The organism is Terrabacter sp. MAHUQ-38 (assembly GCF_014518425.1).
GTDB lineage: Bacteria > Actinomycetota > Actinomycetes > Actinomycetales > Dermatophilaceae > Terrabacter.
This window is the reverse complement of the sequence record NZ_JACVCU010000001.1, coordinates 1,026,720-1,046,256: the sequence shown is the minus strand read 5'-3', so window position 1 is coordinate 1,046,256 and position 19,537 is coordinate 1,026,720. Positions and strand designations below refer to the sequence as shown.

The 19,537-nt window shown below is 70.7% G+C and carries 16 protein-coding genes; 3 read left to right on the top strand and 13 right to left on the bottom strand.

Annotated features, from left to right (window positions below):
• Positions 1–175 precede the first annotated feature (175 nt).
• The 6 genes from H9I49_RS04875 to H9I49_RS04850 form a co-directional block, all read right to left on the bottom strand.
• Positions 176–1,090, bottom strand: a complete 915-nt coding sequence (locus H9I49_RS04875) for a glycoside hydrolase family 43 protein (RefSeq protein ID WP_370587430.1) — start codon at positions 1,088–1,090, stop codon at positions 176–178.
• Between the two features lie 131 nt (positions 1,091–1,221).
• The gene (locus H9I49_RS04870; protein WP_188029157.1) at positions 1,222–3,552 is read right to left on the bottom strand and encodes a family 43 glycosylhydrolase; all 2,331 of its coding nucleotides are present in this window, start codon (positions 3,550–3,552) and stop codon (positions 1,222–1,224) included.
• A gap of 10 nt (positions 3,553–3,562) precedes the next feature.
• Positions 3,563–4,390 (bottom strand): carbohydrate ABC transporter permease, encoded by an 828-nt coding sequence (locus H9I49_RS04865; RefSeq protein ID WP_188029156.1) that lies wholly within the window; start codon positions 4,388–4,390, stop codon positions 3,563–3,565.
• Positions 4,387–5,385, bottom strand: a complete 999-nt coding sequence (locus H9I49_RS04860) for a carbohydrate ABC transporter permease (RefSeq protein WP_370587429.1) — start codon at positions 5,383–5,385, stop codon at positions 4,387–4,389. Before H9I49_RS04860 ends, H9I49_RS04865 begins: the two co-directional genes overlap by 4 nt.
• A gap of 4 nt (positions 5,386–5,389) precedes the next feature.
• The gene (locus tag H9I49_RS04855) at positions 5,390–6,760 is read right to left on the bottom strand and encodes an ABC transporter substrate-binding protein (protein WP_188029155.1); all 1,371 of its coding nucleotides are present in this window, start codon (positions 6,758–6,760) and stop codon (positions 5,390–5,392) included.
• The gene (locus H9I49_RS04850) at positions 6,757–8,283 is read right to left on the bottom strand and encodes an alpha-N-arabinofuranosidase (RefSeq protein ID WP_188029154.1); all 1,527 of its coding nucleotides are present in this window, start codon (positions 8,281–8,283) and stop codon (positions 6,757–6,759) included. The genes H9I49_RS04855 and H9I49_RS04850 overlap by 4 nt, the downstream gene beginning before the upstream one ends.
• Before the next feature lie 186 nt (positions 8,284–8,469).
• On the opposite strand from H9I49_RS04850, the gene H9I49_RS04845 reads away from it, so the two are divergent.
• The gene (locus H9I49_RS04845; protein ID WP_188029153.1) at positions 8,470–9,495 is read left to right on the top strand and encodes a LacI family DNA-binding transcriptional regulator; all 1,026 of its coding nucleotides are present in this window, start codon (positions 8,470–8,472) and stop codon (positions 9,493–9,495) included.
• 17 nt (positions 9,496–9,512) lie between these two features.
• Here H9I49_RS04845 and H9I49_RS04840 read toward each other — a convergent pair whose 3' ends face one another.
• Positions 9,513–12,143, bottom strand: coding sequence for a tetratricopeptide repeat protein (locus H9I49_RS04840; protein ID WP_188029152.1), 2,631 nt, complete (start codon positions 12,141–12,143; stop codon positions 9,513–9,515).
• A 91-nt stretch (positions 12,144–12,234) separates the two neighbouring features.
• On the bottom strand, positions 12,235–12,870 hold the full coding sequence (locus tag H9I49_RS04835; protein ID WP_188029151.1) for a DUF305 domain-containing protein: 636 nt from the start codon (positions 12,868–12,870) through the stop codon (positions 12,235–12,237).
• 176 nt (positions 12,871–13,046) lie between these two features.
• Here H9I49_RS04835 and H9I49_RS23720 point away from each other — a divergent pair, with 176 nt between their 5' ends.
• On the top strand, positions 13,047–13,175 hold the full coding sequence (locus tag H9I49_RS23720; protein WP_255523604.1) for a hypothetical protein: 129 nt from the start codon (positions 13,047–13,049) through the stop codon (positions 13,173–13,175).
• 200 nt (positions 13,176–13,375) lie between these two features.
• Here the strand turns inward: H9I49_RS23720 and H9I49_RS04830 are convergent, their stop codons facing one another.
• Positions 13,376–13,948, bottom strand: coding sequence for a DUF4396 domain-containing protein (locus H9I49_RS04830; RefSeq protein ID WP_255523603.1), 573 nt, complete (start codon positions 13,946–13,948; stop codon positions 13,376–13,378).
• A 143-nt stretch (positions 13,949–14,091) separates the two neighbouring features.
• On the bottom strand, positions 14,092–14,778 hold the full coding sequence (locus H9I49_RS04825) for an alpha/beta fold hydrolase (protein WP_188029150.1): 687 nt from the start codon (positions 14,776–14,778) through the stop codon (positions 14,092–14,094).
• Between the two features lie 53 nt (positions 14,779–14,831).
• On the opposite strand from H9I49_RS04825, the gene H9I49_RS04820 reads away from it, so the two are divergent.
• Positions 14,832–15,080: a DUF2630 family protein gene (locus tag H9I49_RS04820; RefSeq protein ID WP_188029149.1), complete on the top strand. Its 249-nt coding sequence runs from the start codon at positions 14,832–14,834 to the stop codon at positions 15,078–15,080.
• A 26-nt stretch (positions 15,081–15,106) separates the two neighbouring features.
• Here H9I49_RS04820 and H9I49_RS04815 read toward each other — a convergent pair whose 3' ends face one another.
• From H9I49_RS04815 to H9I49_RS04805, 3 genes are read right to left on the bottom strand one after another with little or no spacing between them, the layout of a single operon-like run.
• Positions 15,107–16,933 (bottom strand): glycoside hydrolase family 3 N-terminal domain-containing protein, encoded by a 1,827-nt coding sequence (locus H9I49_RS04815; RefSeq protein ID WP_188029148.1) that lies wholly within the window; start codon positions 16,931–16,933, stop codon positions 15,107–15,109.
• 41 nt (positions 16,934–16,974) lie between these two features.
• A complete protein-coding gene (locus tag H9I49_RS04810) occupies positions 16,975–18,612 on the bottom strand; it encodes a glucoamylase family protein (RefSeq protein ID WP_188029147.1) in 1,638 nt (545 codons plus the stop codon).
• Positions 18,613–18,632: 20 nt separating this feature from the next.
• Complete coding sequence (locus tag H9I49_RS04805) at positions 18,633–19,535, bottom strand: carbohydrate ABC transporter permease (protein WP_188029146.1); 903 nt, start codon at positions 19,533–19,535, stop codon at positions 18,633–18,635.
• Between the last annotated feature and the right edge of the window lie 2 nt (positions 19,536–19,537).

The following is a 19,537-nucleotide window of genomic DNA, read 5'->3' as shown; positions in this document are numbered from 1 at the left end:
GTTCGCGACTGCGCAGGTCTGCGATTCCGGGCCCTGATGGCGGTTAACGTACCTCAACGGGCCAGCCGCCCAAGCGTTTCGGGTCGGTGCGGGGAAGCCCCCTTCCCCGCACCGTTCCCTGCCACACAGAGCCGCAGGGCGGGTCGCTGATACACGGACGCCGAAGAGCGGATCCTCAGAGCCAGTCCGGGAGCTCCTTCTGCGGCGGGGTGACCGACACCGACTGCCCGTCGAAGGTGACCTCGCTGAGCCACATGGTTCGTCCCGGCACGTCCTCGCCGATCGAGTCCGGCGCCCACGCGTGGTAGACCATGAGCACCCGGCCGTCCTTCTCGAAGAGGGCGCAGTGGCCCGGCCCGGCAGCCACGTCACTCGTCGTCAGGACCGGCTCGGGGTCCTTCCGGAAGGGTCCCGTCGGCGACGACGACGTGGCGTGACCGACCGCGTAGTTCGCGCTGCCGTAGTCGTTGGCGGAGTAGAACAGGTGGAACACGCCGTCCCGCTCCCAGACGAAGGGGCCCTCGACGAGCTGTCCCTCCCACGGGAGGTCCTGCCGGAAGAGGCGTTTCGGCTTGCCCTCCAGGCGCATCCCGTCGCGCGACAGCCGCTGGACGGAGATCCACGTGTCGACGCCGACGGCGTTGCCGTCGTTCTTCCAGTAGAGGTATGCCGTGCCGTCCGAGGCGAGGAAGGGTGACGCGTCGATCGTGCCGCCCTGGTCCTCCTCGCACACGAAGGGCTTGCTGCTCGTGTCGCGGTAGGGCCCCCCGGGGTGGTCCGCGACGGCGAGGCCGACGCACTGGATCGCGGGGTTGGGCGCCATCGTCGTGTAGTACATGACCCAGCGGTCACCGAAGCGGTGCGCCTCGGGGGCCCAGACCTTGCCCTGCGTCGTCCACGCCGGGAGCTCGGGCATCGCGTCGCTGCCCTGCGTCCACTGAACGAGGTCGTCGCTGCGGAGCGCCTGGACGTTCATCCCGTTGCCGTTCGTGGCGATCGCGACCCAGCCGTCACCGTCGGGCAGGATCTGCGGGTCGGGGAAGTTGTTCGGCCAGACGGGGTTCGTCGGGCCCGCGGCGTGTGTCGTCACGGTTCCTCCGGTGGTCGGTGCGGGGCCGCCCCCGCAGCCGGCGAGAAGCCCGGCTGTGAGGACGACCGCCAGAACGAGTGCGAGGGCGGCGGGCCGGACCGCTCGGCGAGCCTGACCCCGCATGGGGCCTGTCATCCTGCTCCCGGGTCCTCCGGCCACGAGGAGCCGTAGAAGCGGAGGTAGTCGACCTCGGCCGTCGCAGCCGGCGACGCACCGCCGTGCGCGACGAGCCCGATGCGGGGGTTGGTGTCGGCGCGGAAGGTCCACGTCGCACCCCAGGTCCACGTGACCCCGTCCCGGCTGGTGCCGGCCCGGTACAGGTGCTCGCCCGCGGCGTTGCGATGGTGCGCGAGACGCAGCCAGAGGGTCGGGGCCGCGGTACCGATGATGGCGCCACCGTAGATCGTGGGCCCGTCCGGGTCGTCCGGGACAGCCGCGGTCTCGCGGCCGAACTCGGTCTGGCGGGTGTTCCAGATGGCCACCTTGGACAGGCGGGCGAAGTCGTCGTCGTCCTCGTAGGCGACCATGCCGACCTGCTGGTAGTTGCGGACCGAGTCGGTGCCCAGGTCGAGTCGCGTCTTCGCCTCGGCGATCCAGTCACCGTCGCCGGGCGTGCCGTTGTGCAGCAGGACGCTCGCGTCGTTGCCGCCACCGACGAGGTCGGTGCCCTCGACCGGCCAGCGCAGGCTGCCGCCGGACACCGTCACGGCGGGGTTGGGCCGCACCCAGGTGAAGCCGTCGAGACCGGGCGAGTCGAACTCCTTCGCCTCGAGCAGGGCTCCCGCCTCGGGCACCGGCGCGAGCGTCGGTGCGTCGGCTGCGGGCGGGCTGACGACGACGTTGTCGACGAGGGCGTTGCTGCTGCTGAGCCGCACCGGGGCGGCGCTCGGCAGCACCGGACCGGCGACCGTCGCACGGGCCACGACGTCGGCGAGGTCGCTCTCCGTCACCTCGGCGGTGAGGCCCTGCGCGGTGGCCTCGACGGTCAGGGTGCGCCAGGCAGCGGCGGGCAGGGCACGCAGGCCGGTCGTGGCCGAACGCACCTCGCTCCCGTCGTCGACCTGCGCGGTGAGCCGTCCGCCGCGCAGGTCCACGGTGACCTTGACGGCGGGGTCGCGCCCGACATGCACGCGCAGCGGCTCGTCGCCGCGCACGTCCAGGCGGACATGGAGCGGTCCGCTCGCCGCGGCTGCCACCGTCGAGGCCGTTCCGTGCACCAGTGCCGTGTCACCGCCCACGGGGTCCTCGGGCCCGTCGGCCAGCCCACGGAAGCCGCTCGCGGCCGGGTCGGTCGGGGTGATGCCCAGACCGGAGGCGAGCGTCGGGCCCGGCTGCGACGTGTCGGACGGTCCGAAGCCGGCGCGCGTCCGCGGCCAACCGTCCACCCAGTCGAGCCGGTCGAGCAGCATGGGTCGCCGGTTGATCCCGAAGGGCTCGGTCAACCACGGGTCGTTGCGGTCGAGGGCGTGGTAGGCGATGAAGTCGCGCCCCTCCGCGTCGGTGAAGACGGCGTGGTGCCCGGCCCCGACGAAGCGGTTGCCGTTCTGCGTCAGCACGATCGTTCCGCCGACGCGGGAGGTCAGCAGCGACGTGCCCTCGGCGTCGACGAAGGGTCCGAGCGGCGAGGTGGAACGCCCTGCGAAGACGGAGTAGCCCGTCGCCGGCCCGGCGCAGCAGTTCGCGGACGAGCCCATCAGGTAGTACCAGTCGCCGTGCCGCACGACGAAGGAGCCCTCGTAGCGGTTGTCGATGGCCACCTGGGTGGCGTTGCCGACGGACGTCAGGCCGTCTGCCGACACCCGGGTGGCCCAGAGGCCGCCGAAGTAGCTACCGAAGTACAGGTAGCGGTTGCCGGCGACGTCGGTGAAGCCGGCGGGGTCGAACGTCCACAGGAAGCCGCCACCCGGCGCGGGCCGGGGCGGCACCACGGGCGCCCCCGTCGCGGTCCACGGCCCGGCGGGTGAGGGTGCGGTCGCGACCCCGATCGCCGAGTCGTCGCCGGCGTTGAGCGTCGTGTCGGTGACGGTGAAGTAGAGGACGTAACGCCCTGCGACGTAACGGATGTCGGGAGCCCAGAGGCCCGCCGTCGGAGTCGCCCACGAGGGCCGGGTGGCCGCGGTGAAGACCGTGCCGAGGTAGTCCCAGCTGGACCAGTCCCGGGTCCTCGCGATGTGCATGGCACCGGGAGGATCGCCGGCCTTGAGCGGGTCCGAGGTGGCGTAGGCATACCACCAGCCGTCGCGCCCGCGGATGACCGACGGGTCGGCGAAGGTGTCGGAGAAGCTGTCCGACACCGCGTTGTCGTATGCCGGGTGGCCGGGGTCCGCGGCGGCCGTCGAGACCGCGCCGGACGGCATACGCGCTCCGGCGGCGGGAGCCGCAGCGACCAGACCGGCACTCGCGAGGAAGGCTGCGACACAGGCGACTGCGCGCATGGTGGTACGAGACGTCAGGTGGGTCATGGCGGACTCCTCAGCCCTTGACGCCGCTGCTCGCGACGCCCTCGATGACGTAGCGCTGCACGAAGACGTAGAGCGCGAGGACGGGGATGGCGGCCAGCATCGCGCCGGCCATGACGACCGGATAGTCGATCGTGTACGCGCCCTGGAGGCGGCTCAGGCCGGCCGGCAGGGTCAGCCGCTCCGGCGAGAAGAGGACGTAGATCGGCCAGATGAAGTCGTTCCAGTTGGCCAGGAAGCTGAGCACCGCAAGCGTGACGAGCGCCGGGCGCGCATTGGGCAGCACGATCGACCACCACGTGCGGAACGGGCCGGCACCGTCGAGGCGGGCGCTCTCCTCGAGCTCCTTCGGCAGCCCGAGGAAGAACTGCCGCATGAAGAACACGCCGAAGGCACCGGCTGCGCCGGGCACCACGAGGGCCCAGATCGTGTCGAGCCAGCCGACCTTGTCGAGGATGAGGAAGTTGGGCATGAGGAAGATGAAGGAGGGCACGAAGAGCGTCAGGATGATGCCGGTGAAGATGGCTCTCTTGAAGCGGAACTCCATGCGTGCCAAGGCGTAGCCCGCCAGGGAGCACACCGTGACGACGAGCAGGGCGTGCATCGACGCGGCGCCGAGCGAGTTGGCGAACCACAGCAGGACCGGGCTCGCTGCGTCCTGGAAGAAGAGGACGTCGTAGGCCCGCAGCGTCGGCTCCGCCGGGAAGTAGGTCGGCGGGACCGTCCGCGACTCGCTCTGGGACTTGAACGAGGTCAGCAGGATGAGCAGCAGCGGCCCGACGAAGACGACGGTGAGGATGCCGAGGGTGACCCAGAAGAGCGGGCCGTTCTTGCGTCTCATTTCTTCTCCCGCAGGGCCCAGAAGTTGACCAGCGCGACGAGGGACAGGAAGACCGCGAGCACGTAGCTCATGGCGGACGCCTCGCCCATCCGGTACTGCGTCAGGCCGAGGTCGGTGATGACCATGATCGCCGTGCGCGTGGTCTCGCCCGGTCCGCCCTGGGTGATCAGGTAGCTCTGGCCGAACATGTTCGCGCTCGCCAGGACCGTCGTGATCACGATGAAGACGAGGACGGGGCGCAGGCCCGGGATCGTGATGTAGCGCAGCTGCTGCCAGGAGGACGCGCCGTCGAGCTCGGCGGCTTCGTAGTGGTCGGCCGGGATGTCGCCCAGGCCGGCGAGGTAGATCACGGCGTTGAAGCCCATCGTCCACCAGATCGTGACCGCCGCGAGCGAGATCCACGCGTAGGGCTGCGACGTCGTCCAGGCCGTGTCGTCGGGCAGCCCGATCGCCCCCAGCATGCCGTTGACGAGGCCGAAGGACGGGTCGAGCAGGTAGCTCCACATGAGGCCGATGACGGCGACGCCGAGCACGAAGGGGGCGAAGAAGATCGCCCGGAAGAACGTGCGGCCCGGGAAGTGGCGGTGCAGCAGCATGGCGAGCAGCAGCGGCAGCACCACGAGGAACGGGACGCTGATGAGGACGAAGAAGCCGGTCGCCCGCATCGAGTTCCAGAACGACTCGAACTGCACCGACGAGCTGTCGAAGAGGTCGAGGTAGTTCTGGGCGCCGACGAAGGGCTTGTTCGGCAGGAGGAAGTCCCAGTTGTGCAAGGAGATCCAGATTCCGAGCAGGCCAGGAACCAGGACGAACACCGTGAAGAGGGTGAGGAAGGGCGCGAGGAAGAGGTAGGGCGTGAGTCGGGAGCCGTGGATCCCCGACGTGCGGCCCGGCCCGCGCGGCTCGTCGACTTCCTCGACCAGCTCGACCGCACCGTCCGCGGCCGCGGCCGCCCGCCCCGTGACGGGGGCGGGCTGGCCTGACGTGGTGCTCACGATGTCAGCCGCCGTACTTCTTCTTGTTCGCCTCGAGGATCTTCGTGGCCCGCCCGGCTGCGTCGCCGAGGACCTTGGCCGGGTCCTGGCCGCCGTTGATCGCCAGGTTGAGGGCCTTGTCGAACTCCGGCATGGCGTCGCCGATCCCGGCGACCGGCGGCACGAAGTGCAGGTCGTCGATCTGCGTCGCGAGCGCGGCCTGGTCCTTGAGCGCCTTGAACTCCGGGGACTCGCGGACGCTGTTGCGCGCCGGCACCTGGCCACCCTTGGCCCACTCGATGCTCTTCGTGCTGATCCAGTTGAGGAAGACACGGGCCGCCGTCGACTTGTTCTCGTCCGGAGTGCGCAGGGTCGGCAGGACGAACTGGTGGGACCCGGCCCAGGCAGCCTTGGTGCCACCGATGTTCGGCAGCGCGGCGACGCCCCACTTGAGACCTGGCTTGGCGCCGAGCGTGTTGATCGTCCAGATGCCGTTCCAGTTGAAGGCGGTCTTGCCGTTCTCCAACGCGACGAGGTCGGCGTCCTGGGCGATCTTCGGTGCCGAGTGACCGTTCTTGACGAGGTCCTGGAACCACGTCATCGCCTTGACGCCGGGCTCGTCGGCCCACAGCACCTGGCTCCCGTCGTCGGAGAAGAGCGCCCCACCGAACTGGTAGATGAGCGACTGGACCGTCAGGCCACCGGTGAACGGGAAGGGACTGGCCCAGTGCCCCTGAAGTCCCTTGGACTTCATGGCATCGAGCGCGGCACCGTACTCGTCGGCGTTCGTCGGCGGCTTCTCGGGATCGAGGCCCGCCTTCTCCATGACGCTCTTGTTGTAGAAGAAGCCCAGCGGGTGCACGTCGAGGGGGATCGAGTAGCGCTGGCCGTTGTAGATGCCGGCCTTCCACGGCACGGGCGCGAAGTCCGCCTCACTCAGCTTGAGCGCGCTCGCGACGTCGTCGAGCGGCTGGATGACCTTGCGGGCGGCGTTCGTGGGCACCGAGTCGACGTGCATGATGCCGATCTCCGGACCCTTGCCGGACGTCACGGCCGCGGGCAGCTTGGTGTAGTAGTCGGCCCACTGCATCGTGTTCATGCTGACCGCGATGTTGGGGTGCTCGGTGTTGAACTGGTCGACGAGCTTCTTCATGAACGGCCCGTCACCGCCGGTGAAGCCGTTCCAGAACTGCAGCGTCACCTTGGGGCCGTTGTAGCCCGTGGCGCCGCCGGCGCCGCCTGCTGTCTGCGGAGCCTGGCCCGGAACGCCGCTCGATCCCGACCCGCACGCCGCGAGGCCGGCCGCACCGGCGAGTCCCAGAGCGCCGGAGAGGATCGTCCGCCGTGCGAGCGGGCCGCCCGGAAGGGGCGATGGGGTGTTGGTGTGGTTCGTCATTGGACGGTCCCTTCGGTGAGGCGGATGCAGTGCCAGGAGGTGGGTGGCAGGGTTGCCGTGAGGGCGGCGCGGTCGACCCGCGCGTCCCCGGCGCGTGGGGTGACCCGGTCAGGGTCGTCCTCGGTGTTGGTCGCCGAGGGGTCGTCGTCGTGCACCATGAGGTGCTCGACGACCGTGTATGCCGTCGGGCCGCCCCCGACGTCCGCCGCGACGTCGAGCGCGAGCTCGCACGTCTCGGTGCGGCTTCGGTTGACCACGAACACGGCGACGTCGCCGGACTCGGGGTCGTGCGTCGCGGTGACGACGAGCTGGTCGACGGGCCCGAAGGCCTTGGTCTCGACCGTGTCGCACCGGACGGCGGGACGGAGCACGGTGCCCCGGGCGTGCTTGGCCGTGAGGGCGAAGGGGTGGAAGATCGTCTGCCGCCAGGCGGCTCCGCCGGGGCGGGTGGCGATCGGGGCGATGACGTTGACGAGCTGGGCCTGGCAGGCCATCGCGACGCGGTCGGTGTGCTGGAGCAGGGTGATCAGCAGGCTGCCGACCACCACCGCGTCAGTGACGTCGTAGACGTCCTCGATGAGCTCGGGCGCCTCGCGGATCTCGAGCGAGCTCTCGCCGTGGAAGCGTTCCTGGAACCAGACGTTCCACTCGTCGAAGGAGACCATGATGCGCTTGTCGGAGCCCTTGACCGCGGCGACGTGGTCAGCCGTGGCGACGACCGACTCGATGAAGCGATGCATGTCCTCGCCGCTGGCGAGGAACGAGTCGACGTCGCCGCCGACCGGCTCGTAGTAGGCGTGGGCCGAGATGTGGTCGACGAGGTCGAAGCATCGCTCGAGCACGACGCGTTCCCAGGTGCCGAAGGTCGGCATGCCGCGGTTCGAGGAGCCGCAGGCGACGAGCTCGAGGGTGTCGTCGACCCGGCGCATGGCGCGCGCGGTCTCCTCGCCGACCCGCGCGTACTCCTCCGCGGTCTTGTGCCCCATCTGCCACGGACCGTCCATCTCGTTGCCGAGGCACCAGACGCGGATGTCGTGCGGCTCGACGTGACCGTTCTTGGCACGCCGGTCGGGCAGCGAGGTGCCGGTCGCCCCGTTGCAGTAGAGGAGCAGCTCGATCGCCTCCTGCACGCCGCGGGTGCCGAGGTTGACCGCCATCATGGGCTCGACCCCGACGTCGCGGGCCCAGTCGACGAAGTCGTCGGTGCCGACCTGGTTGGTCTCGACCGAGCGCCACGCCAGATCGAGCTGGGTGGGGCGGTCGGCCTTGGGTCCGACGCCGTCCTCCCACCGGTAGTTGGAGACGAAGTTGCCGCCGGGATAGCGGACCGTGGTCACCCCGAGCTCGCGGACGAGCTGTGCGACGTCGGTGCGGAAGCCGCGCTCGTCGGACCCGGGGTGGTCGGGCTCGTAGATCCCGGTGTAGACGCACCGGCCCATGTGCTCGACGAAGGACCCGAAGATCCGCGGCCGCACCGGCCCCACCGTGAAGGCGGGGTCCAGCCGTACTGTCGCTCTTCCCATCCGGTCCTCCTTGACCGTTCGGCTGAGCCTTGCTTACAACGGTTACCCAATTGCGCTCGACCGAAAATTACAACGGTTACCGAAACCTGTCCAGAGGTGCGCAAGGCCCTCACGACGGCCGACTGCGGGCGCTAGCCTGTTCCACGACGGGACGGGCCCGGCGGCTCGCACGGACGGAGGTCACGGGTGGCGGCACGGCTCAGGGACGTCGCGGAGCGTGCAGGCGTGTCAGTGAAGACCGCCTCGAACGTCCTCAACAAGCACCCCCACGTCAAGGCGAGCACCCGTGAGCGCGTCGAGGCCGCGATGGCCGAGCTGCACTACCGCCCCAACCTCTCCGCGCGCAGCCTCAAGCACGGCCGGGCCGGCTTCCTCGCCCTGGCCGTGCCCGCGATGGACTCGCCGTACTTCGCCGAGCTCGCGGCCCGCATCACGGAGGAGGCGGCAGCCCTCGGCTTCATCGTCCTGCTCGACGTGACCGGCGGCGACGCCGACGCCGAGCGGGTCGTCCTGGAGGGCATGCGCTCGCACGTGATCGACGGCGTCATCTTCTCGCCGCTCGCCCTGTCCGCCGACGAGATCAGCCGCCGCGCCGACGACCTGCCGATGGTCCTGCTCGGCGAGCGCCCGGTCCCCATGGGCATCGACCACATCGCCGTCAACTCGGTGGCGGCTGCACGCGCCGCCACGGAGCACCTTGTCGCACAAGGTAGGCGGCGGATCGCTGCGGTCGGTCGAGAGCCCATGAAGGGCACGGCGTCCGAGCGGCTTCGCGGCTACCGCCAGGCCTTGAAGGCGGCTGGGCTCCCCTACGACACCGACCTCGTCATCAGCGTGCCGCACTTCGAGCGCGCTGACGGCCACGCCGCGATGCGGCAGCTGCTCGACCTGTCCGAGCCGCCGGACGCGGTCTTCTGCTTCAACGACCTCATGGCCATCGGGGCGCTGCGCGCGTGCGTCGAGGCGGGGGTCAAGGTGCCGGAGGAGGTCGCCATCGTCGGCTTCGACGACATCGCCGAGACGCGCTACTCCAACCCGACGGTCACGACGATCTCGCCCGACCTGACCGGGCTGGCACGGGCCGCGCTCGCGCTGCTGTCACGCCGCATCGACGGCGACCGCGGCCATGCGGAGGAGGTCGAGGTCGGCTGGACCCTCGAGGCCCGCGAGACCACCCTCGGCATCCCCCTCCGCCGAGGCGCCCGCAGCTGACGGGCAGTGACACCTGTCTAGGCGAGGGCGATCTCGGCTGCTTCGCCGAGAGCACACGGCACCGTCAGCGCCCGGCCCTCACGGTCGGCCTCAGCCGCTGCGTCGCCGAGCGCCTGGCGGGAAGCCGAGAGCTGTCGCTCCAGGAAGGCCCGGTCGAGGTCGGTCAGCGGCAGGTCACCCACCGTGCGCTGCTCGTCTGCGCAGGCAGCCAGACGAAGGGCTCGCGTGTGGTCGCCGACCGTCGACGCGGCATACGCGAGCAGCTCTATGACGCCGAGGGTGAGGTCGGGATCGCCGTGCTCGGTGACCGAGGCGGCCAGGTCGCGCAGCAGCGCCATGGCCGGTGCGGGGCGCGTGGAGGCGAGCAGAGCGGCAGCCTGGTTGACGCGGTCTGCTGCGACACCCCACGCGTTGCCCAGCTCGAGGTCGAGGCGTTCGGCCTCGGCGAGCATCGGCAGGGCGGCCTCGGGACGGCCAGCGTCGATCTCGAGCAGCGCGAGGTTCGTCAGTGCCGTCGCCTGTCGCTGCAAGTTGTCCAGGGACCGCGCGACGTCCACGCTCTGCTGGAGCAGGACACGCGCGCGGTCGGTGTCGCCGAGGCTTCGGTACGCGACACCCAGGCTGTTGAGGGCCTTGGCCTCCCCGGTGCGGTCGCCGGCGCGGCGCCACAGCACGAGCGATTTGGCCAGCACGTCACGGGCCCGGCCGTCGTCGCCCCGCTGCAGGAGCAGCAGGGCGAACGAGTGGAGCAGGTCAGCCAGCTCGGGACCTTGGTGCTCGGCCGCGGCCCGGCTGGCACGCTCGAGCCAGCGCCGGCTCTCGGCGTCGTAACCCGTGACGTACCAGTACCACCCGAGCGCAGTGCAGAGCCGGATCCCGGTGGCGACGCGACCCTCGTCGGGCGGGTCGTTGCCGGGCCCGTCGCCGAGCGACCAGTCGAGTGCGGCTCGCAGGTTGTCCATCTCCAGCTCGATCGACCCGCGCCCCGCGATGGCGTCGGGGCCCTTCATCCGCTCCGCACCGCGTTCGGCCAGGGCCACGTAGTGGTCCGCGTGCCGGCGCTGGCGGTCGTCGAGCTCCCCGCCCTCCGCGGCGAGCTCACGCGCGACGGAGCGGACGGTCTGCAACAGCCGGACGCGCGGGCCGGCAGGGTCGTCGTCCACGCGGACCAGGGCGGCGTCGAGCAGGCCGGACACCGCGGAGATCGACGACCGCACGTCGAGCACGGCGGACAGGGCGTCGAACGTCCCGCCGGTGTTGCCGAACGCGGCGAGCGCGCGGAAGGCCCTCTGCTCGTCGGCCCCCACCATGCGGTAGCTCCAGCTGACGGTCGCCGGCAGGGTCCGCTGCCGCTCGGGGTGGCCGGCGAGTGGCAGTCCCAGGGCCTCGTCGAGGTGGTCGAGGAGCGCACTGGGTGAGAGCAGCCGAACGCGCGCGGCCGCGAGCTCGACGGCCAACGGCAGCCCGTCGAGCCGGCGGCACACGGCGACGACGTCAGCGACGTTGTCGTCCGACAGCTCGAAGTCCGGGTCCGCCAGCCGTGCCTGCTGGACGAACAAGCGCACGGACTCCGCTCGACCGGCCCACTCGACGGTCGGCGTCGCGTGCAGCGCAGCAGGCAGGCCCAGCGGCGGCACCGGGTACTCCTGCTCCCCCACGACGCGCAGGGGACGACGGCTGGTGGCCAGCAGGCGCAGGCACACGGTCGAGCCCAACAGCCTCGTGACGGCGGCTGCCCCAGCGCCGGGCAGCTGCTCGAGGTTGTCCAGGACGAGCAGGACCTTGCGGTCGCGGAGGTGCTCCAGCAGCTCGACCTCGGTGTCGCTGGAACGGCCGAGCGTCTCTGCGAGCGTCCTCCAGGCGACCGCGTCGTCGGTCGCGGCGGACAGATCGACGAAGTGGACACCGTCGGGATAGGACGGCGCCAGCTCCTGCGCGACCGCGATCGACAGTCGCGTCTTCCCGGCGCCGCCGAACCCGGTCAGTGTCACCAGCCGCCGGTCGCCCGTCGTCAACAGCGCTCCGACGGCCGCCAGCTCCGCGTCGCGACCGACGAGCGGGGCAGGTGGCGTGGGGAGGTTGCCCGGGGCCCCGAGGCTGCGCAGTGGCGGGAAGGTCGAAGGCAGCCCGGGGATGACGAGCTGGCAGAGGCGCTGCGGGTCGACGATGTCCTTGAGGCGGTGCACCCCGAGGTCCAGCAGGGACGTGCCGGGCGGCAGCCGGTCCGCGAGCTCCTCCACCGTCGCCCGGCTCAGCACCACCTGCCCGCCGTGCGCCGTGGCGGACACGCGCGCCGCCACATGGACGTCCAGCCCGACCAGGTTGTCCTCGAAGGGCTCGGGGTGGCCGGTGTGCAGCCCCATGCGCACGCGAATCGCCGAGCCGTCGGGCCACTGGTGGGCCTCGAGGGACTGCTGGCCCTCGGTCGCCGCGGCAGCCGCATCCGCTGCGGACCCGAACACCACGAAGAAGCTGTCGCCCTCCGTGCCCACCTCCCGACCGCGTGCCCGCTCGAAGGCTCGGCGCAGGATGCGCCGGTGGGTGGCGAGGACCTCGGGATAGGCGGACCCCAGCTGGTTGAGCAGCCGCGTGGAGCCCTCGATGTCGCTGAAGAGCATCGTGAGCCGGGCGGACGGCGGGTCACCCATGCGCTCATCATCGACGCAAACCCACGACGGCGCCAACGAAGCTGCCGTGCGCCTGGGGCCGGCATGTCCAGCCCCAGGCGCACGTGATGGGTCAGCCCGTGAACTGGGCCTGCAGTGCCTTCATGGCGGCGATCTCCTTGCTCTGCCCGTCGATGATGGCCTGCGCCAGGGCCTTGACCTCGGCGTTGGACCCGGCCGTCAGCTGCGTTCGCGCGGCCGAGATCGCACCTTCGTGGTGGCGGACCATCATGATCAGCCACATACGGTCGAACTGGGCGCCGGTGGCCTTGCCGAGGGCGTCCATCTCCTCGGTCGACATCATCCCGTCCCCGTGCGTGCCAGCGTGATGGTTCATGCCCTGCGCCTCCGGGACGGTTTCGCCCCAGCCGCGCAGCCATCCGGACATCTGTTGGATCTCCGGGTCCTGCGCGTGCTTGATCTGCTCGGCCAGCGCCCTGACCTGCGCGTTGCCGGCGCTGTCCAGCGCCAGGTCCGCCATCGTCAGGGCCTGACCGTGGTGCGGGATCATGCCGGTCGCGAACTCGACGTCGGCGTCGTTGTGTGCACCCGCCGCGGCCGTGCCGGAAGCGGCGGTGGAGGCGGTGGTCGAGGCGGTGCTGGAGTGGTTGGTCATGCCGTGGCCGCCGGCGCTCGAGCCGCCGCAGGCGCTCACGGTGAGCAGACCGGCCAGGGCGAGGGGCAGCGCGAGGATGCGCGTGGGGTTCATCGGGTGGTTCCTTCCATCGTCTGTGTCTGAGGGTGCTGCCGGGTGCGTCGAAAGCCGCCGACCGGGGGTCGACGGGTGGTTTCGGCCTAGATCCGGAGCACGCCCAGTTGTGACAGGGAGGGAGCCAGCAGACCGGGCGGAGCGCGTCCGCGCCGGGCGAGCTGTCGCCGACGGTCGTGACCGAGCGGCAGCCGGGCACGTCCGTGCGTCAGCCGCCGGCCAAGCGCCAGAAGCATCAGCCCGGTGAGCACGGCCAGGCACATCGGCGCGGTCTCGTGCGCGTCACCGACCGGCCCGAGGTGTGAGGGACAGGAGCCGCAACGGCCGGTTTCGCCGACCGGCACCGGGATCGAGTGCATCGCAGCGGGCTCATGAGCTGCGCTCGCCCCATGGACGACTGCGTCGCGTTGGTGACCGGCACCCATCGAGTGCATGGCGACCACGGCCGCGATCAGCACCGCGAGCCCCAGCAGGCCCGGGACCGCCCGCAGCTGTCGGGGTCGCGTCACGACGCGTGATGGTGGTGCTCATGGACCACGGCATGGCCCCTTCCCCGTGCGATAAGCCACCGGTTGACCGGCACGGTCACGACAAAGGCGACCACGAACGAGAGGGCCAAGGCCCCCCAGAACACGCCGTCGGCGAGTCCCGCCCCCATCGCGCCCGGCACCATCAGCATCACCGAGTTGTCCATGATCTCCATGACCGTGATCGACACGGTGTCCGCTGCCAGGGCCACGGTGATCGCACGCCGCCACGGCAGTCCGGCGCGCCGGACCGGCCACACGGTCAGCGAGTAGCCGAAGAAGAACGCCAGCACGATGGCCAGGACGATCGTGGCGCCGTCGGACCACCCCCACCACGTCCCGAGCACCATGCCGAGCACCTCACCGATGGCGCACCCGGTCAGGCAGTGCAGCGTCGCGGACACCGCTTGGCGCGTCAACGCGGCGCCGTTCGCGGGCGTCGCGCCCATCGACGCGTGCGGCTCGACGTCACGGGCCTCGTCACCCGCGATGCGCTCGTGCTCGTGCCGCCACTCCTGCATCGGGTCGTGGCCATGGTGGGGAGTGCTCATCGGTCATCTCCTTCGGTGGCGCCGGAGTTGGCTGGGTGTCGGTCCGGGAACTTCCGCCCAGTGATGAATTATATACCCCCATAGGGTATAGCCCCTGGCAGGCGGCTACCCGGCCGTCGCCGTGTACGCCGCCGCAGCCCCCGTCAGGACCCTCGTTCGCCCTCCACGGTGAGCAGGTATGCCGTCAGCTCAGCCGGGTGCGAGAGCGCGGCGAGGTGCCCGCCGGGGACGACGTCGACGTCGACACCGAGCCGCTCGCGCGCGACCCGGCACTGGAGGTCGAGCGGGAAGAAGCGGTCGTCCGCGCCGGCCGCCACGTGCACCGGGACGGCCCACTGGTCGAACGCGCACGGCGTCTCGAAAGCCCGGTCGACCTCGGGCCGCTGGTGCTTGGCACCGGAGGCCGCGGCGGCAGGGTCGAGGTCGTGGAGGAAGTACGTGTCGAGGTCGAACTCGGCGGGGTACCCACCGGCCTGGGCGGCGGACACCCGCGCGTCCTCCTGTCCGACGGCGTCCCACCAGGCGCCGGCCGTCTCGCCGGGCAGCGGGACCATGGCGTTGAGCAGCACGATCGCCCGGACCGGACGGCGGGCGGCCACCAACGGCGCCGTGAACCCGCCCATCGACTGCGCGACGAGCACGACGTCGTCACGGCCCTCGAGCGCGGACGCGACGAGAGCGGCATACTCCGGGAGCCCGGCTCCCGGGTCGTCGGCCGGCAGGTCGATCGCGAGCGCCTCGTGGCCCGCCGACTCGAGCAGCGGCACGACGCGGTGCCAGTACCAGGCCGCGGCGCCGCCGGCACCGGGCAGGAGTGCGAAGGTGGTCACCGTCCACAGGCTAGGCCTCGACGGCGGCGAGAGGCGCGTGCGAAGGTGACGGCATGGCTGACGACGTCTCGATCCAGCACCACATCAAGTCGCTCATCGACGAGGAGCACGAGCTGCGCTCGGCCCTGCAGAGCGGGTCGATCACGGTCGACGAGGAGCACACCCGGCTCAAGAGCCTCGAGGTCGAGCTCGACCAGTGCTGGGACCTCCTGCGCCAGCGCCGGGCCAAGCGCGAGGTCGGGCTGGACCCCGACGAGGCGGAGGTCCGCTCGGAGCGCACCGTCGAGGGCTACACCGGCTGACCAGTCACCTGGTCACATGGTCACGTTCAGATGGTGAGCCCGTGGCCGAACGCGAAGAGCGGGTCGTCGTAGCCCGGCACGTCCTCGCCGTGCGCGCGCACCTGCTCCATCGAGCGCGGCAGGTCGAACGGGAGCCGTCCGACGGGGGCCACCGTCCCGGTGATCGCGTCGAGCAGCGCACCGTCGCTGCTGCCGTAGCTGCCGACGACGGCCGACGCGAAGGGCAGCAGGGGCGTGAGCACCGCCGGCCGGTCGAGCACGACGTCGACGACGAGCGGGCAGGCGGCGGCGATCCGCTGCAGCCGCGCGACCAGTCCCGGCGGGAAGTCGAGAGATCCCTGGTGGAACCACGACTCGAGGAACAGATCGGACCGAGGGTCGAACGGCGCGGTGAGCCGCACGATCGCGACGTCCGCGTGCTCGGGCCGCTCGACGAGCGTGCCGTGCCTCGCCACCGCGTCGGGTGAGACGCGCTCGGCGTAGATGCGCAGGCCCTGCCCAAGGGGGAGCCGGCCATCCTCGTTGTGCAGGATGGTCACCGACCGCGCCTGCGCGGCATACCCCTCGGCCCGGAAGTCTTGTCTCCCAACGGTCTCGGCAGCGGCGTCCTCGTCGACGTACGGGTCGTCGAAGAGGCCGAGCCGGAACTTGACGGTGAGGAGCCGACGCGCCGACTCGTCGACGCGCGCCTCGGTGACCCGGCCCTGGCCCACGAGGTCCAGGAGGATCTCGACGCACTCCTCACCGCCGAACTGGTCGGCCCCGGCCTCGAGGATGAGCTCCATCCGCCCGTGCGGGCCGAGGTGCTCGACCCCCCACGCGCGCGCCGGGAGCACCTGGTCGCCGACGTGGTTGTCGTTGACGAGCTCCCAGTCGGTGACGACGACGCCGTCGTAGCCGAGCCTCTCGCGCAGCAGCCCGGTGACGACCTGCTTGTTGTAGCCGAAGCCGACCGGCTCGATCTCCACACCGTCGACGACGAGGTCGACCGGCATCCCGTAGTACGGCATGATCGCGGCGGTGCCGGCCTCGATGATCGGCGGGAACGGCTTGAGGTGGTCCTCGAACCGCCCACCCGGGTAGACCTGCTCGCGACCGTAGGGGAAGTGGGCGTCCTCTCCGTCCTTCTGGGGGCCGCCCCCCGGGAAGTGCTTGCTCGTGCACGCGACACTCCCCGGCCCGAGCGAGTCCCCTTGGAAGCCTTGGAGATAGGCGACACCGAGCTCGGTCACGAGGTCGGGGTCCTGGCCGAACGTGCCCGCCTGGCGGGCCCACCGCGGCTCGGTCGCCAGGTCGAGCGTCGGGTGCAGCGCCGCCCGGATGCCGACCGCGACGTACTCCTGGCGGGCGACGTCGGCGAACCGGCGGACCGCCTCGGCATCGCGCAGCGCCGCGAGGCCGAGCGGCTCCGGCCACTGCGAGAACGCGCCGGCCGAGAAGGAGACGCCGACGTTCTCGATGAACGCGTGCCGCGGGTCGGTCGACACCGTCACGGGTATGCCGTGTGGCGTGCGCTCGGCGAGCTCCTGCAGCGCGTTGCTCCACCGCGCCGCCATCCGCGGGTCGTCGAGGGCGTGGACGTTGAAGTGGCTGAGGTGCTTGTCGAGGACGACGGTGCTCGTCGGGGACTTGCTGATGTTGCCGGGGTGCTCGAGGACCGTGCCGTCGGTGCCGGCCTCGATGACGGTCTGGAACATCAGGCCGACCTTCTCCTCGAGGGAGAGGCGGCCGAGCAGGTCCTCGACGCGGCCCTCGACCGGCAGACGTGGGTCCTCGTAGGGGTCCATCCGACCGTTGCCGTTGAGGTCGCGGTAGGCGACCCCGTCCTCGCTCGTGCTCAGCTCGCGGCGCACGGGACGCAGCCTTTCGTAGGAGGGTGCAAGGGGATGGGCGGTCAGGCGACGGGGCTGGCCCCGAACTCCTCGATGCCGATGACCGGCCGAAGCCTGGCCTCGACGGCCGGAGTGCTGAACGCGCGCCTGACCACGTCGTTGCCCAGGACGTTGCCGATCGCGCCCATGACCATGGCCTGGTCGAGGGAGAGGTAGCGGCGCGCGATCCGTCCCGTCTTCACGGCGACGGCGTCGAAGAAGCCGCCTTGGCCGTAGGCGCCGAGCACTGTCTCGATCTTCGCGAGGTTCGTGAACGCCGCGTCCGGCTCGTGCATCATCGCCAGGAAGGAGGCGTGTGGGGTGACCACCCCCTCACCGTAGGTGGGGTTCGGGTTCGTGGCAGCCCTGCAGTCGCCGAAGCCGACATCGAAGTTGGTCATCTCCACGTCGGAGAAGTAACCGTTGCCCGGGTTGCCCGACTCGTTGCCCGGCCCGAGGCCCAGAGCGTCGACCCCGTACTCCCGGTAGCCGTCCGGCGGACGCGTGGGGTCGCTCGACGGTGAGAAGCCCCAGTAGCCGTAGCCGGCCTCGATCAGACCGTGCTCACGCTGCGCGCGCACGTGGAGCGGGTGGTTGCGGCCCCAGCTGTTCGGCGCCCATTCGGCCTCGGGCACGAAGACGTCGGGCATGAGCTCCTCGAACATCGAGCCGCCCCAGCCGGGCACGATGTGCATGCCGCGGTACGTGTAAGCACCCTCGTAGACCTGGACGCCGAGGTAGGTGCGGTTGACGCCGACAGGCTGCATCTCCTGCCAGCTCCAGTCGCACGTAGCGGGGAAGGTGCGCCACATCGCGTAGTACTGCGCGCCCGGGATCTGGCCGGTGATGATGCCGAGGTAGCTGGTGATGCGGGTCTCCGACACCGTCGTGTCGTAGTGGTGGTTGGTGTACCAGACGTCCGGGCCGATGCCGATGTGGTTGCCGGTGAAGCCGCTGAACCCGGGCGGCGGCGGGGCGTCGTAGAAGCCGCCGTGGATCAGGCCCGGCTTGAGGCCGACGTTCGTGTCGTAGAACATGTCCCACCGCATCCGGCTGAAGATCCGGTCGGCCCATACGGCCGCTGCCCGGTCGGAGCTCTTGACGACGAGCAGGGCGGCTCCCAGCCAGCCGTTGTCGACGCTGGAGACGAACGGGTAGACCCGGGCCCCCGACGTGGGCCAGGTCGTGATCACGTCTCCCGTCGCCTCGTCGTACCAGTTGTAGTAGAGCCCGCTCGGCCCGTGGTGCTGCATCCGGTAGATCGTCTTGAGCGTGCGGACCAGGCGCGCCGTAGCCTCGTCCTTGGTGATGAGTCCGAGCTCCCGGGCGACGACGGTCGACCACAGGTAGCCGCCGATGTTCGTCGGCGACGTGAACGACGATCGGTCACCGGCCGCCAGTGACTCGGGGATGTTGTCGGCCGGCAGGCCGGTGCTCGGGTCGGTCATGGCGACGAGGCTGTGCCAGGTGTCGGCCGCCCACGTACGTACGCGCGCACTGTCGAGTGCCAGGGCCGATGGTGCGCGGACGAAGGCAGGGGCCTGCCGCGTGGCCGATGCGGACGCGGGCGGGGCGAGGGCGAACGCGGCGACGGACGCCGCACCGCCGACGAGGAGGGCGCGGCGGCTCGGCGTGTGCAGGGTCTTGGACGGGTCGGACATGGGCTGTGCTCCGTTTCGTGTTACTTGAGGCCGGTGGTCGCGATGCCCTCGATGAAGCGCTTCTGGAAGACGAGGAAGACGACGAGGATCGGGACGATGACGACGGTGGCGCCGGCGAGGAGCAGCCCGTAGTTCGTGCTGTTCTGGCCGGTCGAGTAGAGGGCGAGGGCCACCGGGAGGGTGTACCTGTCCTCGGACTGGGCCACGACGAGCGGCCACAGGAAGTTGTTCCAGCTGCCGAGGAAGGTCAGGATGCCGAGCGTCGCGAGAGCGGGACCGCAGAGCGGCAGGATGATCCGCCAGAAGATCCGCAGCTCCCCCGCTCCGTCCACGCGGCCTGCGTCGAGCAGGTCCTTCGGCAGGCCGAGGATGAACTGGCGCATGAGGAAGACGCCGAACGGGCTGACGAGGAAGGGCAGGAACAGGCCGGGCAGCGTGTCGATGAGGCCGGCGTTCGCGACGAGCACGAAGAGCGGCACGAACGTCACGACGCCGGGGATCATGAGCGTCGTCATGACGGCGGTGAAGATGAGCTTCTTGCCCTTGAAGTCGAGCATGGCCAGGGCGTACCCGAGCATCGAGCAGAAGACCAGGTTGCCGGCCGTCACGACGACCGCGACGATGATCGAGTTGGTGAAGAACTGGCCGAAGCTCAGCTTGTCGAACAGCTGCGTGTAGTTGTCGAGCGAGGCGCTCTCGGGCAGCCACGTCGGCGGCACCTGCCGCAGCTCGCCCTCGCTCTTGAAGCTGCCGAGGACCATCCAGACGAACGGTGCGACGACGGCGATGAACGCCACGACGAGGATGGCGTAGAGCCACCAGCGGCCGGCCTGGCTCGACCCGACCATGCCGGAGCGCGGCTTCCTCGTCCGGGCGCGAGCAGGCGCGGAACCGGACGGCCGTGATGCGGTGTCGACGGCCATGA